This window comes from Butyrivibrio sp. AE3003 (genome assembly GCF_000686065.1).
Taxonomy (GTDB): domain Bacteria; phylum Bacillota; class Clostridia; order Lachnospirales; family Lachnospiraceae; genus Butyrivibrio; species Butyrivibrio hungatei_A.
In genome coordinates this window covers 208905-224307 of sequence record NZ_JMLX01000001.1, presented here as the reverse complement: position 1 = coordinate 224307, position 15403 = coordinate 208905, and the positions used below count along the sequence as shown (strand labels likewise).

Genomic DNA, 15403 nt, shown 5'->3' with positions numbered 1-15403 from the left:
GACTGTGTTCGTTACAGATATGAAGACCTTGTGCAAATTGAATATGCGCCTTGAATCAGGCAAATAGATAGTATTTAGGAATAAAAAGGCCGTGACTCAAACAAGCCACGGTCGTAAACTCAAATATAAAAGATTCAATAAAAATCAAAAAGCACATACCGAGGTCATCATACTGTATTTAATTACAATCTCTGTTTTCATAACACGCATCAAATGTACCTCGCTTTCTTTAAGATTTTTTATTTCAATACAAAGTGTAGCAAAATACCTCTTTAAATGCAACGATATTTTTGCAAACCACCATTCTCATACAAAACGGATTGTAAAGCATTTTATTTTATCTTCAATATTCAATCTCTTTAAGCACCATATCCATCAGCTTTGCGTTAGAAATCGAGAACTCCGGCGTTATAAATGGTACCGCCTCTCCGGCAACGCATTTGCTCATCTGCTGGATTTCCAGGAAATAGTTCTGCGGAATGCTGACTTTCCTCTCAATCTCTTTTCCCTGCGTAAATATCTTGTAGCTCACATCACCCTGCTGATTGTATTCAACATCAGAGATTATATGACCGTTGCTTCCGTGAATATACAATCTGTCGAGTCTTGCAGGCTTTTCTTTTCCCAGGATCATTCCCACGTTAAAAGAAGCTCTTGCTCCGTTGGCAAATCGAACTATCGCCGATGTCGAGATGTCCGCGCCATGCTCGTTATATTCCGCAACCGCTTTGACATATTCCGGATTTGAATCAATAAGCGAAAGGATCATAGTCGTACAGTAACATCCAAGGTCATACATCGCACCGCCGCCCATCTCCTTGTAGATTCTTATGTCATCTTCATAACCTTGTGTCAAAAAAGCTGTCTCGATATAATCAACATCGCCTATGACGCCGCTGAAGACATCTTTTTTAAGACTCTGAATATAAGGGCTGTGAAGATATGCATACGCTTCCATGAGATGCACGCCGTTTTCATTGGCGGTTTCAAACATCTCTTTTTCCTGCTCCTCATCGAGAGCAAGCGGTTTCTCGCAAAGAACATGCTTCCCGGCCTTCAGCGCCTTGATAACCCATTCACGATGTAGATGGTTTGGCAAAGGAACGTATACCGCCTGCACATCCTTATCGGCAAGCAGCTCCTCATAACTTCCGTAAGCCTTCCGGAAACCAAATTTTTCCATGAATGACTCAGCCTTTTCTTTATCCCTTCCCGCAATCGCGTAAAGCTCACAGCTGTCTGCAAGCTGCATTCCGGGAATCGTGCATCCCCTTGCTATATTCGCAGTTCCAAGTACACCCCATTTGATATTTGCCATACAGATACCTCATCTTACTGTGCGTTTCGGATTTTTTCCACAAAATCCTCAGTAAATGCGGGATTCTGCGTTTTTTCCAAAAGAACTTTTTCCTGTTTACATGTGACGATCACACATATTATTTTAGCATATAAGAAGCACGTTTCCACGAAATATCATTGCATCGCTATAGACTTATCGAGATAGGCGGTCATTCTTTTTCACTTATCAAAATGTCAGCCTCATCTGATTCCAAACTGCACCGCCGTGCGTAGACTTTTCACTTACTCCCTCGTCTTCAAAGCCAAATTTTGCGTAGTAATGCACAAGTCTGTCTTTACATGTAAGAACAAGCCCCTTCCTGCCCTGCTTTTTTGCATCTTCGATAGCTCTTTTTATAAGTTCTCCGGCGTATCCGTTTTTCCTATACTCAGGAATGGTATTAACTCCGAATATCATCTGCCAATCACCGTTTTCATCATGCAACGCGGCATTTTCATACATATCATCCGTAAGATCTTTTTGATTTGTGACAAATCCGTCCACAAAAGCTATAAGCAAATCCCCGTTAAACATAAGCCAGAAATGATCCGCGTAATGTTCAAGCCTTTCTTTAAACTCTGCTGAAGTCGCAGCTTCTGCCGGTGGAAAACACTCCGCTTCCACCTGAGCGATTGCATCAAGATCTTCTATTGTTGCTGTTCTTATGTACATGTTATGTTTTTTCTCCTTAGTATTTTTTGAACCATATGGTCTCTTGGGGATGAGGTTTGTGGTCCATTTTTTACCCAAAAAGATTAGTTGACAGATATCGCAATCCCGTGTCAGGAAAAATAGCAACTATTGTCTTATCTTTATTCTCTTCTCTTTTCGCAACCTGAGTAGCCGCATACAGAATTGCTCCGCTCGAAGCTCCGATCAATATACCGTCAGTCCTTGCTACTTCTCTTGCAGCTTCATAGGCCTGGCTTGTTTCAACAGGAAAACACTCATCATAATATCTATCATCAAGATTTGACGGTACAAATTCAGCAGGAATTCCTACAAAAGGATGTACTCCCGCAATTTCTTCCGGATTGGGATTATCTTTCGAAGGAATAGAATTTTCTCCGGGTTGAACAGCTATTACTTTTATATCAGGTCGCTTTTCTTTAAGATATTTACCAACTCCGGTAACTGTTCCCCCTGTTCCGACAGCAGCAACCACAATATCAACTGTTCCTTCACTGTCTTCCCATATCTCCGGCCCTGTTGTCTTATAGTGTATCTCAGGATTAGCCGGATTTGCATCTTGATTTACAAGAAAAACACTATCATCTTTTCCCCAAAATTTCTCATAAAAAGCTGCATATCCGGCAACATAATCATTATTATTTTCTTTAAGAGCCTTATCAACTTCCGGAATGTCACTCATGTTAGACACCTCGGTTCCGAACGCCCTCATTACCTTAAAACGTTCTTCACTCACTGTATCTTGCACGTAGATGTGCGTTTTATAACCTTTCACTGCCGCAATTGCCGAAAGTCCTATACCGGTATTCCCACTGGTTGCTTCCAATATAGTTCCACCTTTTTTCAAACTGCCGTTTTTCTCAGCTTCCTCTATCATGCTGAGCGCAATCCTGTCTTTTATGCTCTGATTAGGGTTAAAAAACTCTATTTTTCCCAAAATATCCGCATCCAAACCATTCTTTTTTATATATCCGTTTAATCTAAGTAGTGGTGTATGCCCGATAAGTTCTGTTATAGATTCATAAATTTTTCCCATGATGTCCTCCTAAAACTGCACTTGGGATATATACTAAATTCGATATAACCTCGTTAAGTATATCCCCATGGCTCGCACTAAGCTCCAAAATACCTCGCTAAGTGCTCTACACAAAAAGACCGAAGGTTATCCTATACAAATAACCTCCGGTCTTCCGGTCGCGCTAAGGAAATATTGATCAAAGCGTTCGTTCCCCGATGGCACACGGGATACGATATAGGCAAAAGCTTTCTGTAAGAGGATTTCTTTTATGATTTTATACACACAAACCGCCTTGATCAACGTTTCAACATATAACAATTGTTTTGTATGTAAATATGCTATCACAGTATTTCCGGGATGCATAATCAGTATAATTTATCGGTTGGTATAAGCTTTTCTTGTCACAGCTTAAACATAATCTATATTGGGAGTTTTTTACTCTTCAGCTTCAATAAATTTATGAAAACATCTTTTATAAGCTTCTTTAGTAGATTCACTAAGATTGCCGTTTTCATCAAGCTTAACATCTTCATAATGATGAACACCTTTTTTATCCACATAATCTACAAAAGGCTTAGGACCGTCAATCATTTCTCTATAATCATCACCATTTTCAGTAAGTTTAATTCTTATATATTTTTCACCTTTTTCACCCACAACATGTATATAACACGTTCCGTCTGTGAATTTATCGGTGATATCAACTGCCTTGTTCTGGTAATAAATCATAAACCTTCCGTCATCCGTTTTCTCATAAGAAACATTATCACTTTCATACTCTATCAATTCATCTTCTTCCAACGGCGTATTATCCCCATGCCATACAGAGACATCTTCCTGCACTTCTTCGCCATTCTCATTAACATATGTTTTTACATAATTATTCTTTTCTTCATCGAACTCATATGAAACATCAGTCTTATTACCGTGAACCCACATTTGAACCGTCTTCTTGATTCCGCCTAAATCAGCTGCATACGCAGTACCCGAACCTACCAAAACCACAAGCATAGCTACTGCCGCCACCAAAAGATTTCTATGTGTATTTTCTCTCTTAATTCTGTTCATTCTTTTTTCCTCCAAAGTAAAGTCGCAGGAGGACTTAAGTACCGAAAAAGCCTTTTTATAATTTTCTTTATTGCTCATCTTCCCATCCCTCCTTAAGTGAATCTTTTAATTTGGCACGTCCGCGCGATAGCCTTACTTTAACGCTGCTCTCTGTCAGCTTAAGTATCTTTGCTATCTCTTTTATGCTGTAATCCTCATAGTAGAAAAGATGGATCACAACACGATATTTCTCAGGCAATTTCATAACTTCCGCAAAAAGATCTCTACTTTCAGGTGTTTCAAATGTAAGCGTTTCTATATATTCTTCCAACGTGGTTTCATTTTTTCTTCTGAATGAAAGCTGAATATTTTTTGCTTTATTGATTGCCACCCTTAGTAGCCAGTATCGGATGTGCTTTTCGTCATCAAATTCTTTTTTTGTCATGTAATATTGTAAAAATGTATCCTGAACCACATCTTCTGCATCTGCTGCACTCTTGCATATGTTAAACGCCGCGGCGTATATGTTGTCCTTGTACATTTCTACCAATTCCTGTACAGGTATTCTCATTAACTACTCCTTTATAAAGCCTTATATAAATAATACAATCGGGTGGCATAAAAGGTTACAAAAAAACTGCGGAAATTTTTTTAATCCTAAATTTCCGCAGTATATCCGCCAAAACAAGTCCCCGTGGTCTCTTGGTGACGGGGATTGAGGACCATTTTTTGTCTTTTGAGTTTTTCTGTCGTAATCGGCATATGCATTTCAGTCCAATAATCCTCTTGTTTTTCTATTCAGTTGCAATTGGCATATTCATTTTAATCCTATTATCTTCTTAATCTGTTTTTCTGTCGCAATAGGATAGGTTTCGTTCATATATTTCATGATTCTATCTGCAGATTCCTGCGGCGTTTCGCCGTACGCCTTAGTCACATGCTTATATCCCCACAAATGCTCAGGCGTGCAGTATATCGCGATTGGCCAACCATACTCTTCGCCAAGCCTGTTCTTGCGCTGCCTAAAGTCACGAACGCAAAGATAAGTCTGCATCTGAAGTCCTGTCATCGTGCCGTCGAAGTTCTTTTCTCCGCCCTTGCCAAAGCCCGCTTGCGCCTTAAGTTCATTGGAATAATATTCTGCATCTTCATTTTCTTCAGCAAAAAGATTCATAATCTTGCGCTGCTTCGCCGATGCCTTGCCATCTTCCCAAAGCGCATCAAAGTCATAGCCGTCCCTGCGGACATTCACAAAATACGGAAGCCATTTCTCAGAGATAAATCCCGCCTTTTTATCAAAGAACTTCCCATAGGCAACCTTGCCGCTCCGCGCTATAAGCTCTCTCCACTCCCACGGGTCAACTTCCGGATCGCCGCACCACCAATATTTCGGCACAGTCCTTTCCTCAATCGAAAAGCCCGGAATCTCATTTTTAAACAAAGGCAAAAAACCTACCTCATTTATGTAATCAATCGCCTCTTCCACGCTGTGAAGGCACTCAGGATCATTCCATGATACGCCGTACATTATCCATGTTCCGTTTTCGTTTGGCATAGATTGTCCTCCTTTTGCTCCACTATGCTTCGCATATTAGCTAACTTTTCACATAAATTTACAGCTACTTTTGTGTCCACATGTCGAATTCGTTGTTTGAAATCCTGCCAAAATGCTTTTTGGCAGTGTCCACTTCTTAGGGGCCATTTTATTTTTTCACCGCACATCTCCTTCACGGGTTATCCATACGGTGCACTTCTTCATTTTTGCACCACACAGTCCCTTCTCAGGCTATCCGTACGGTGCACTTTTTCATTTTTGCACCGTACAGTTTTTTCATAAACTATCTGTACGGTATGCTCCTTAATTATTGCACCGCACAGTTTTTCCACAAGCTATCTGTACGGTGCACTTTTTCATTTTTGCACCGCACAGTCCCTTCTCAGGTTATCCGTACGGTGCACTTCTTCATTTTTGCACCACACAGTCCCTTCTCAGGTTATCCGTACGGTGCACTTCTTCATTTTTGCACCGCACAGTTCCTTCACAAACTATCTATACTTACTCTGCGCATATATCATGTTACTCTCAGCCCCGTCTCTCATGCAATTCTTACCTGTGATTCCCTCAATCATCCATCGGTCAGCTACTTCATATACGCGCCTCGTCTATCACAATTCCTTAGTATAGTAATATCTCGCTCCCGTTATCGGGTACTCCTTTAACGCAAAGACTTCCTTATATCCATGCTTCACATAAAACGCAGGCGCCTGAAAAGAAAATGTATCAACGAAAGAATACTTGCAGCCGCGCTTCTTAGCCTCTTCCTCAGCAGCCTTAAGCAGCTTGCTCCCGATGCCTTGCCCTCTTAAGCTCTCATCCACAACCAGGTACTTGATACATAGCCAGTTTCCAAAAGTCTCGCCTGTAAGCCCCGCAAGTTTCCTACCGCTCTCATCATCATAGTAAACGCCGACCGGAACCACATCCGAGGTTTCAAGCTTACTTAAATTATACGCCTTAAGCATCTCAAAGACATCCGCAATATCCTGTTCGTTTCCATCATTTGTTATTCTTATCTTCATCTTTATCCCTTCTATTATTATAATAGGTCAAAAAAGACGGAGTCATGATCTATTTTTATCAAAATAGGCCACTAACCCCGTCCCCAAGAGACCACTTCACGCAAGTGCCAACCTTGCAGCCTCGGTTGCATGAATGATTGTCGTATCATATGTCGGAAGAACACTGTCCTCCTCTTTGATCAGCATACCGATCTCGGTGCAGCCAAGGATAACGCCCTCTGCGCCGCGATCCTTCATATATGAAATAATCCTCTGATATTCCTTACGCGAAGAATCAAGCACTTTTCCAAGACAAAGTTCATCAAAAATAACACTGTTTACAAGCTCGATATCTTCTTCATCGGGAATCATTATCTCAAGTCCCGCTTTAACAAGTCTGTCCTTAATAAAATCCTGCGTCATTGTAAACTTAGTTCCAAGAAGCGCAATCTTCTTGTGACCGTCGCGCTTTATCGCATCGGCGGTGGCATCGGAAATATGAAGAATCGGAACATTTATCTTTTCCTCAATCTGCGGAACAAGCTTGTGCATTGTATTGGTAGCGATCACGATAAAATCAGCCCCCGCCTTCTCAAGCCTCACTGCCGCATCGGTAAGAATCTGCGCATTGCCGTCCCAGTTGCCCTTACTCATATTTTCCTCAAGCTCGGCAAAATCAACGTTGTACATCATGATCTTGGAACTGTGGAATCCGCCAAGTTTCGCCACCGTTTCCTTATTAAGAATCTCATAATAAGTAATCGTGCTCTCCCAGCTCATTCCTCCGATAAGTCCGATAGTCTTCATAATTTCTTCCTCCTCCATAACCTTTTTATAATAATCGGCACACCGATGCTAACACCGGGTGCCGTTCAAATCTTAATCCGCTATTCTCTCCTCAACAAACACCCCTGTTAGTCTCGGCACATTGAATCTGCTTGTGAAAAGCTCGCATTTGCACAGGAATGAGAAAAAGATATGTCTCCCCTGTTTACACATTGATTCATAGTTTCCAAGCCCTTTTGCAAGAATGATCTCCGCGCTGTCTATAGCCTTTTTCGCCTCATCCGACAACATATGATAAATTGTTCCCGCCGCAGAATTGCCGTTTGGGATAATCCTGTATTTTTTGCTGAGTCCGACATATTCGGCATCTTCAAGTGTTACGTCGTTAAGCACATCAGCGCCTCTTACCATAACTGACACTTCAAGCTGCGGATACTTTTTTACAAGCTGCTCAAGAAACAGCTTATCCAGCACGATCTCTCCGCAATTATCAGCAACCAAAAGGAACTTCTTTGCAGTCTCACACTGTGCAAAAAGCGACTTGATATCAGCCTCATCCTCACTTCTCATCTTCGGATCATCGAACAAAGCAAGAAATGTATTCTCATCAACATTGTTCATCGCACCAAAGTCTATATAATTTCCGATTCTCGCAAAAACGAGCGCCTTAAAAAGCGGATCTTCCGAGCTCTCTATCTTCTTTCTAAGGTCATCTTCCATGGACATCACAAGGTCGTTGTACTTTCTCTTCACATCCTTATAGGAAGCCTTTTTACCAAAGCGTCCCTCATAAACACTGTTAATTCTATATACAAGATACGGCGCCGTATCATCTTCATCTCTTCCGTCTATTATCGCCTTTATCTCAGCAAGATAATCCTTATCATCTGTAAGATTCTTTTGCTGGTTAAAAAGACATTCCGCACAACTTTCACTTACTCGCATTCAACTCTCCTTTATCGCATGTAAAATAGACCACTACCCCCGTCCCCAAAGGGCCATCGGTAGCCATACCTCTTAGAGCTTCTTATACATTGTTATCTCGTCAACACTCTTGCCGCAATCAAGCCTGAACGCATCGGGAAGGCATCCCCACTCGGTAAAGCCCATCTTCTTATATAAAGAGTGCGCCGGTTCATTGTCAGAAAACACTCCGAGCTCCATGAGCTCATAGCCCGATTCCTTGGCGAAGTCGATCGCACGGTTCACAAGTATATTTCCAAGTCCCATTCCGCGGTACTCTTTTCTGATAGCGATTCCCATGCTGCAACGGTGAGCCACTTTCCTGTGAATCGCTCCGCTACTGTAAACCGCAACATTTCCTATTATCTTCTCCCCGTCAAAAACAGAGATCATAGCCTGACGATCGTCATCCGCAAGTTTTTTAAGTCTGGCTTTCTCAGCCTCCACTCCCGCTTCATCACGCTTAACTTCATCGCCGTACCTGGTCATATAATGTGTATCACTTGAAACCTGATACATTAAATCCAAGTATTCCACTACGTTGTCAGGTCCTATTGATGTCATCTTGTATTCTTTGCCATTCTTGCAAGTAATTTTCTCAGGTTCCATGTACATATTTATACCTCTTTTCTATATGAATCTATTTACGCCCTTTATTTTATAAACGAAAGGCTGTTCATTACCGTCCTGCCGGCTCCGGAAGAAAGTCCCATTCTGGCAAAAGAAAGAGCCGCCAGAAACAGCAGATTATATCCCGTAAACACAAGAATGTACTTATTCTTGTTCGCATCTTTGGTATTGCAATAGAGCTTAAAAGAGATAAGGCTCGCCATTGACGCGATAAGTGTTCCAAGTCCGCCGAAATTCGTTCCTACTATCAGCTTTTCATAGCTTCCCGTAAATCCGGATAAAAGAATCGCCGCAGGGACATTACTTATAACCTGACTGAGCGCAACGGAAAGCACTACTTCATTTCCGTTAACGGCGGATAAAAGAGCATTTGAAAAAGCCGGAATCCTCTTCATATTTCCGATAAAGACAAAAAGAAAAACAAACGTAAATAGCAAGGAATAATCAGGCTTTGAAAGCGTCTTTGCATCAAATATAAGTACAAGTGCAAGTACTGAGGCAAGTGCTATTTCATAAGGAACAACTCTTACGACAACCAGGATCGCAAATACGAAAGTAAGCGCATACAATGCGATCAATCTCTTTTCCTTACCGGTTCTCATATAACTATTTTTCCCGCTCTTCTCTATACCCGACCTGTCAGCCTTAAAATAGATGACCGCAGCAAGGAGTGCAAACGCGAACACCGAATAAGGAAGCATACATCCCAAAAACTCTTTAAGAGACATTCCCGCCTTTGAATAAAGATAGAGATTCTGCGGATTTCCTATAGGTAAGAGCATGCTTCCAAGGTTTGCCGCAATTGTCTCAAGAACTACCGTAATAATAAGCATATCGGTACGTCCCGCGATCTCAAGGGATATTATCGTAAACGGCACGAAAGTTATAAGCGCCACATCATTTGTAATTACCATTGCGGAGAAAAAAGAAAGTGCAACAAGAATCGCTATCATCTCTCTTGTATCCTTCGCCTTGCAGACAAGATACTCTCCCGCCTGCTTGAAAACTCCGAACTTCCGGAGCCCTGCCATCGTAAGCATTAGCATAAGAAGAATACTCAGCGTCCTAAAATCTATATACCCTATATATTCCGCATCGGGACGGATAAAACAACTTGAAACAACCGCCAGTACAAAAGAAATTGTGAGTACAGCTTCTTTTTTTATGAACTTACAAATCTTACTAAACATCTCAGATCTCCAAAAACAAAAAATTTAAAGTACATTATAGGTCAGTGTCCTCTTATATGCAAGATAAAACCTGATTTAACAGGTCATGTATTATTATTTATTTTTCAACGATAAATGCTTGATAAAATAAAATGTTGTGGTAAAATTAAGAAAGAATTAATGTTTTGAGGAGAGAGTTTTTTATGAAGAAAAGAATAATTGGCGTGCTACTTAGCATGTGCATTGGAGTTATGGCAATGGGTTGTTCGCTTGACGATCTTAAAGAGCTCCAGAATTTGGAAGATGTTAACGATCTTGAGATAGAAACAGTTGATGATTCTGAGGTAAAAGCACCAAGTGATATTCAGACAGAGGACGGCGAGTCTGTATCTGTTGCGCAGGAAAGCAACGGAGAAGATCCTTTCAAGAACAGCGATCTTGTAAAGAACGGAAGTGCAACTCCCGTAACCGAGGACGGTTTCTATACCGCTACTCTTCAATCATCGGGTCAGAACCGTGCCGGAAATCCTAACGAAGACGGAAATGTTTCATGTATAGCCTATGATACAGCACTTACAAACAGTGAGTTACTTATTAAAGGTGTATATGGCTACAGCAGTGTTGAGGGCGGCGAGATGGAATCAAACTCAGATGATGATTCATTCTCATTCAAGGTTGATGCTAACACAAAGTTCACTATGCTCGGCGGAGTGGACGGTCCCGAAGAGGTTCCTTTGGATAGTTTCAAACAGGTCCTTTCAAGCTGTGCCGATTCAGAGCTCATACTTATGGTAACTGTTGAAGGTGGCGTTGCTAAGTCAGTTTCAATCAGCTCATAATAATATCGTTTTTCAGAATCCTTATGGACATTTAGTTGTCCATGAGGATTTTTTTTACATATTTTTCCTTAAAAATGTCCTCCCCTTCATCTGTTGATTTTTAAAAAACTAGTGATAAAATTAAGAAAGATTTAATATTTGAGGAGAAATAAGTTATGAAGAGAAAAGTACTGATTATGCTCTTTTGCATGTGCATTGGAGCATTTTCAATGGGCTGTTCGTCAGACGTTTTCGATCAGGTTAGCGAGGAAGTTACAGGACTTATAGATGGATCAAATTCTGATGGCGAGGATGTTGAAGACCTTGATGTAGAGGAAGAAGCTGCGGACACTTCCAAGGAATCTTCTCCAAAAGCCGAAGGAAAGCTTAAGAAGGATGCAGTTGAGACAATTACCGACGGAATTTATTCCTCATATCTCATAGCATCAAAGAAAGATGAGGCCGGTGTTCCTGATGAGACAGGCGCTCAGCAAAAAATAGTTTACGCATCAGAACTTTCAGATGATGCATTCTGTATCGCAGGTAGCTACGGTTACCGCCAAAATGCATCACAGGATGTTATTTCCGTTTCAGAAGACGGTATATTTTCTTTCGCTGTCGATAAAAATACAAACTACGAGCTCCAAGGCGGAGATGGCGGACCGGAAGTACAGACGGCCGATGAATTCAAGAAGCAACTCGCCGATCTTGCAGATTCAGAACTTTACTTAGAGATCACGGTTGAGAACGGCGTTGCAACAAATATAGCAATTAGCATATGACCCTAAAATAAAAATGTACAATTAAAACCCTACAAGTGATCAGCTTGTAGGGTTTAATCTTTATTCAATAGGAAATCCGGAGAAATTTCCTATTAAATAAATTTGTTTTAAATTAGGGTAAGTAAGATAAATCTTTGTCTTCGCTGTATTCGCAAAGACAAATATATACAATTTAGGATTTAACGTACAAATTGTACATATCTGTCCTCACGATTACAGTGCTATCTATGTAATTATGTCATTATTTTTTTATTCTATAAACCGTTATGTCGCTTGTAAGATCTGACGGATCGTAAGGAACAGTTCCGTTTTCATCAAGAAACAGATTATCCTTCGATGTCTCAAAAATTACATTAGTTCCCTTCTTGACTTTATAGTCACATTCCTTCTTTACAGGATTTCCGTTTCCGTATACAAAATGTATATTTCTGGAATCCTCATCCGAAGCTGCGAGATCTTCATCAAGAACATTCTTCAAAGCTGTAAACATTTCCGGCATACCGGTTCCAAGTTTCACTTCATAATAACGAGTATCAATAACTCCTCCCAAAACATTTGCGGAAGTGATCGCAGCTCTTTTTAATACCTTAGTCTCCTCGTCAAAGACCATTCCCCATTTTGTGGTCTTCTCCTTAAGTTCCTTATTATCGAGCGCCTCCTCATTTGAATAATCTATTATTCTCTCTATCTCAAAATACACTTCTCCATTTCCCTTAAGGCAACGCCCGATCGGCATTTCATCATTCTTCGCATAAACATTTTCTGCAACGTTCGCCATTCTGCAATCCGGCGAAGAATAAAGCTCGATCATTATTCCGGTCTCTTCCTTATTATCTGAGTTCATATAGCTCGGACGACTTACCGCCCTGACATTATCTTTGACAATAAAGGAATCTCCCGGCTCATTTTTGTTCGCACTGTACTCCTTTGAATACCAATAATTGTTGGTGTAAAGAGGTTGTGAAGCTCCATCCTCATAGCTGGAGCTCACTATCTCAATACTTTCATACTCCTCAATAAGCTTTGCGACATCATTAGCGCTCCAAAACTCTTCAGCATTATAATCCGCAGGAGTCATCCCCTCGACTCCCAGGAAGCTTTCGGAATCTACCGCGCTTAAAGCATTATCATATGTGCTACTATCATTCCCCTCCTTTGAATAATCGCCTGCACTGCTTACATCAACAATTTTGTTATCTATAGCCTCATCTGTCCCCCCGGGCATATTACCATCTAATGAGCAACCTACAAAAAGTACGGCAGGTATCATTAGTAAAAAAAATAAATTACCGGCTATGGCTTCCGTATTACTAAATTTCATAGAAGTCATCCCTCACTTTTCTCGTTGCAGATAAGTACCGAATCTGCTGCGTTCTGTGTGTCACCACACGCCATCTCGATGCTCTTAACGTCATCCCCAAAAGACAATTTATAATAGTAATCCCCATCAGAATTCTTTTTACAAAAAGAAATAGTACTTTGGGTATAATCAACAACATCTTTATCTGTCATTATGTCGCCACCTGAAATAGCTACCACCCATGATGCTCCCGGTAAAACATAATCTGTTTCATTTGCTCTTTCGATCATGACCGCTGCCCCCCGTCTTGAATCAAATATCCATGAGCCCTCAAATTTCTCAAAAACTGTTTCAAGATCGTCAGCAATCTTATCGCTCTTAATAGCCTTACCGTTTTCATCTACTACTACAGGTTTATCTTCAACTATAGGATTAATTTCAACATCGTTAACGCTTAACTCTTTTTCTGATCCGCATCCCATACACCCTGATGCAACGACCAGACACATTACCATAACTATTAGGCTTTTTCTCATAATTAACTCCTCTTTTTATAAAAACTAGCTTAACATTTTCTTACAAGTATTCAGCCTTGGTAGTTATTATTATAGAGCACTCGCCCTACTTTTGCAACATAAAAGTTAAATTTGTTGTAATTATTTGTTATAAATGAGTTTACATAGCAAAAACTCCTCTACCCATCACCCCCGTCAGAGAGTTGATGGATAAAGGAGTTTTCCCTAATATTCTTTCTTTATAAATTTGTATAGCCCATCAAATATTCGTCCACTTCTTTAGCACAGCTTCGTCCTTCATAGACCGCCCAAACAACGAGCGACTGTCCACGGTGCATATCACCTGCGCAAAAGAGCTTTGTATTCGGTACATGATAGCTGTCAGCCTCTGTAACAACCGTTCCGCGCTGACTCTTCTTAAGCCCGAATTCATCTGCCGAATAGTCTTCACAGCCGATGAATCCTGCAGCTATAAGAAGGATATCACACTTAAGGGTCTTCTCGGATCCCGGAACTTCTGTTAACTTACCGTCCTTGAAAGTAACCTTAACAGTTTCGATCTTCTTGATATTTCCCTTGCTGTCGGTTGTAACATTCTTTACCGTTGTCTCATAGACTCTCGGATCCTCACCGAAAACATGGATTGCTTCCTCGTGACCGTAATCAGTCTTAAGAACCTTGGGCCATTCGGGCCATGGATTGGAAGCAGCTCTGTTAACAGGAGGCTTAGGCATCATCTCAAGAGCGGTAACACTCTTTGCTCCGTGTCTTATAACCGTTCCGATACAGTCGTTACCTGTATCGCCACCACCTACGATAACAACATTCTTGCCCTTTGCATCTATAAATCCGCCGTGCTTTGAAAGAGTCTGTACACTCTTATCAGAGCACTGCATAAGTGCCTTTGTTGTCTGTGTAAGGAAATCAACGGCATTGTAAACACCCTTGATCTTCTCGGGGTCTGCTACATTAAGAGGTCTTGGTTTCTTGGAACCGCAGCAAAGAACCACCGCATCGAATTTCTCATTAAGGCTTGCCGCACTCACATTTTTCCCAACGTCGGAATTTGTATGGAATACAACGCCCTCTTCCTCCATGAGCTTTCTACGTCTCTTTATAACGCTCTTATCAAGCTTCATGTTGGGAATTCCATACATGAGAAGTCCGCCGATCTCATCTTCTCTCTCGAAGACCTCAACATTATGTCCTCTGTTATTGAGCTCATCGGCAACCGCAAGTCCCGAAGGGCCGCTTCCGATTACAGCAACTTTCTTGCCGCTCCTTATTTCAGGAACAACGGGCTTGATATAGCCCTTTTCAAAAGCTGTTTCTATTAAGTACAGCTCATTGTCGTGAACCGTTACGGCATCACCATTCTGGCCGCACATACATGCCTTCTCGCAAAGTGCGGGACAAACTCTTCCCGTAAACTCAGGGAAGTTACTTGTCTTATGAAGTCTTGCAAAAGCATGTCCGTCGTGTCCTCTGTAAATCTCATCATTCCACTCCGGGATGAGGTTGTGAAGAGGACATCCCGTTACCATTCCTCCAAGATTCATTGCCGACTGACAGAAAGGAACTCCGCAGTTCATGCATCTTGCTGCCTGCTCTCTTCTCTCCTTAACATCCAGAGGAGCATGAAACTCCTCGAAGTTAAGAATTCTGTCTTCAGGCAGGATATCTTTATTATTTGTTCTTGTATATTCAAGAAAGCCTGTTTCTTTTCCCATTTTTACATCTCCTATTATATATGAAGTGAAGTAACCCATTAGCTCAAGAGTCACTTG

At 41.1% G+C, this 15403-nt stretch carries 16 protein-coding genes; 2 read left to right on the top strand and 14 right to left on the bottom strand.

What is annotated here, in order from left to right; genetic code table 11:
- Positions 1 to 343 precede the first annotated feature (343 nt).
- The 11 genes from CD00_RS0101025 to CD00_RS16705 form a co-directional block, all read right to left on the bottom strand.
- Entirely contained in the window at positions 344 to 1318 is a 975-nt protein-coding gene (locus CD00_RS0101025; RefSeq protein ID WP_026654224.1) for a Gfo/Idh/MocA family protein, read from the bottom strand.
- Between the two features lie 207 nt (positions 1319 to 1525).
- Positions 1526 to 2011 (bottom strand): GNAT family N-acetyltransferase, encoded by a 486-nt coding sequence (locus CD00_RS0101020; RefSeq protein ID WP_026654223.1) that lies wholly within the window; start codon positions 2009 to 2011, stop codon positions 1526 to 1528.
- Between the two features lie 70 nt (positions 2012 to 2081).
- Complete coding sequence (locus CD00_RS0101015) at positions 2082 to 3065, bottom strand: PLP-dependent cysteine synthase family protein (RefSeq protein ID WP_026654222.1); 984 nt, start codon at positions 3063 to 3065, stop codon at positions 2082 to 2084.
- 417 nt (positions 3066 to 3482) lie between these two features.
- On the bottom strand, positions 3483 to 4193 hold the full coding sequence (locus CD00_RS0101010; RefSeq protein ID WP_026654221.1) for a hypothetical protein: 711 nt from the start codon (positions 4191 to 4193) through the stop codon (positions 3483 to 3485).
- The gene (locus CD00_RS0101005) at positions 4183 to 4665 is read right to left on the bottom strand and encodes an RNA polymerase sigma factor (RefSeq protein ID WP_026654220.1); all 483 of its coding nucleotides are present in this window, start codon (positions 4663 to 4665) and stop codon (positions 4183 to 4185) included. The genes CD00_RS0101010 and CD00_RS0101005 overlap by 11 nt, the downstream gene beginning before the upstream one ends.
- Positions 4666 to 4911: 246 nt before the next feature.
- The gene (locus CD00_RS0101000) at positions 4912 to 5649 is read right to left on the bottom strand and encodes an AlkZ-related protein (protein ID WP_026654219.1); all 738 of its coding nucleotides are present in this window, start codon (positions 5647 to 5649) and stop codon (positions 4912 to 4914) included.
- Positions 5650 to 6260: 611 nt separating this feature from the next.
- On the bottom strand, positions 6261 to 6680 hold the full coding sequence (locus CD00_RS0100995) for a GNAT family N-acetyltransferase (protein ID WP_442856188.1): 420 nt from the start codon (positions 6678 to 6680) through the stop codon (positions 6261 to 6263).
- Between the two features lie 90 nt (positions 6681 to 6770).
- Positions 6771 to 7460, bottom strand: a complete 690-nt coding sequence (locus CD00_RS0100990) for an aspartate/glutamate racemase family protein (protein ID WP_026654217.1) — start codon at positions 7458 to 7460, stop codon at positions 6771 to 6773.
- Positions 7461 to 7532: 72 nt separating this feature from the next.
- Positions 7533 to 8384: a damage-control phosphatase ARMT1 family protein gene (locus CD00_RS0100985; protein WP_026654216.1), complete on the bottom strand. Its 852-nt coding sequence runs from the start codon at positions 8382 to 8384 to the stop codon at positions 7533 to 7535.
- Between the two features lie 72 nt (positions 8385 to 8456).
- Entirely contained in the window at positions 8457 to 9017 is a 561-nt protein-coding gene (locus tag CD00_RS18975) for a GNAT family N-acetyltransferase (protein WP_051594031.1), read from the bottom strand.
- Positions 9018 to 9055: 38 nt separating this feature from the next.
- Entirely contained in the window at positions 9056 to 10222 is a 1167-nt protein-coding gene (locus CD00_RS16705; RefSeq protein ID WP_081811801.1) for an SLC13 family permease, read from the bottom strand.
- A gap of 182 nt (positions 10223 to 10404) precedes the next feature.
- Here CD00_RS16705 and CD00_RS0100970 point away from each other — a divergent pair, with 182 nt between their 5' ends.
- Both CD00_RS0100970 and CD00_RS0100965 read left to right on the top strand, forming a co-directional pair.
- A complete protein-coding gene (locus CD00_RS0100970) occupies positions 10405 to 11040 on the top strand; it encodes a hypothetical protein (protein ID WP_026654215.1) in 636 nt (211 codons plus the stop codon).
- Between the two features lie 155 nt (positions 11041 to 11195).
- Positions 11196 to 11801, top strand: a complete 606-nt coding sequence (locus tag CD00_RS0100965) for a hypothetical protein (RefSeq protein WP_026654214.1) — start codon at positions 11196 to 11198, stop codon at positions 11799 to 11801.
- 241 nt (positions 11802 to 12042) lie between these two features.
- Here CD00_RS0100965 and CD00_RS0100960 read toward each other — a convergent pair whose 3' ends face one another.
- The 3 genes from CD00_RS0100960 to CD00_RS0100950 form a co-directional block, all read right to left on the bottom strand.
- A complete protein-coding gene (locus CD00_RS0100960) occupies positions 12043 to 13122 on the bottom strand; it encodes a hypothetical protein (protein ID WP_185750360.1) in 1080 nt (359 codons plus the stop codon).
- Positions 13123 to 13127: 5 nt separating this feature from the next.
- A complete protein-coding gene (locus tag CD00_RS0100955; RefSeq protein ID WP_026654212.1) occupies positions 13128 to 13637 on the bottom strand; it encodes a hypothetical protein in 510 nt (169 codons plus the stop codon).
- A gap of 218 nt (positions 13638 to 13855) precedes the next feature.
- Complete coding sequence (locus CD00_RS0100950; protein ID WP_026654211.1) at positions 13856 to 15346, bottom strand: glutamate synthase subunit beta; 1491 nt, start codon at positions 15344 to 15346, stop codon at positions 13856 to 13858.
- Positions 15347 to 15403 lie beyond the last annotated feature (57 nt).

Coding starts and splice junctions, on each gene's coding strand:
- CD00_RS0100970 (WP_026654215.1), top strand. CDS start 10,405: ATGAAGAAAAGAATAATTGGCGTGCTACTTAGCATGTGCATTGGAGTT.
- CD00_RS0101025 (WP_026654224.1), bottom strand. CDS start 1,318: ATGGCAAATATCAAATGGGGTGTACTTGGAACTGCGAATATAGCAAGG.
- CD00_RS0100965 (WP_026654214.1), top strand. CDS start 11,196: ATGAAGAGAAAAGTACTGATTATGCTCTTTTGCATGTGCATTGGAGCA.
- CD00_RS0100950 (WP_026654211.1), bottom strand. CDS start 15,346: ATGGGAAAAGAAACAGGCTTTCTTGAATATACAAGAACAAATAATAAA.
- CD00_RS0100960 (WP_185750360.1), bottom strand. CDS start 13,122: ATGAAATTTAGTAATACGGAAGCCATAGCCGGTAATTTATTTTTTTTA.
- CD00_RS0100990 (WP_026654217.1), bottom strand. CDS start 7,460: ATGAAGACTATCGGACTTATCGGAGGAATGAGCTGGGAGAGCACGATT.
- CD00_RS0101020 (WP_026654223.1), bottom strand. CDS start 2,011: ATGTACATAAGAACAGCAACAATAGAAGATCTTGATGCAATCGCTCAG.
- CD00_RS18975 (WP_051594031.1), bottom strand. CDS start 9,017: ATGTACATGGAACCTGAGAAAATTACTTGCAAGAATGGCAAAGAATAC.
- CD00_RS0101010 (WP_026654221.1), bottom strand. CDS start 4,193: ATGAGCAATAAAGAAAATTATAAAAAGGCTTTTTCGGTACTTAAGTCC.
- CD00_RS0100985 (WP_026654216.1), bottom strand. CDS start 8,384: ATGCGAGTAAGTGAAAGTTGTGCGGAATGTCTTTTTAACCAGCAAAAG.
- CD00_RS0101005 (WP_026654220.1), bottom strand. CDS start 4,665: ATGAGAATACCTGTACAGGAATTGGTAGAAATGTACAAGGACAACATA.
- CD00_RS0101015 (WP_026654222.1), bottom strand. CDS start 3,065: ATGGGAAAAATTTATGAATCTATAACAGAACTTATCGGGCATACACCA.
- CD00_RS0101000 (WP_026654219.1), bottom strand. CDS start 5,649: ATGCCAAACGAAAACGGAACATGGATAATGTACGGCGTATCATGGAAT.
- CD00_RS0100955 (WP_026654212.1), bottom strand. CDS start 13,637: ATGAGAAAAAGCCTAATAGTTATGGTAATGTGTCTGGTCGTTGCATCA.
- CD00_RS16705 (WP_081811801.1), bottom strand. CDS start 10,222: ATGTTTAGTAAGATTTGTAAGTTCATAAAAAAAGAAGCTGTACTCACA.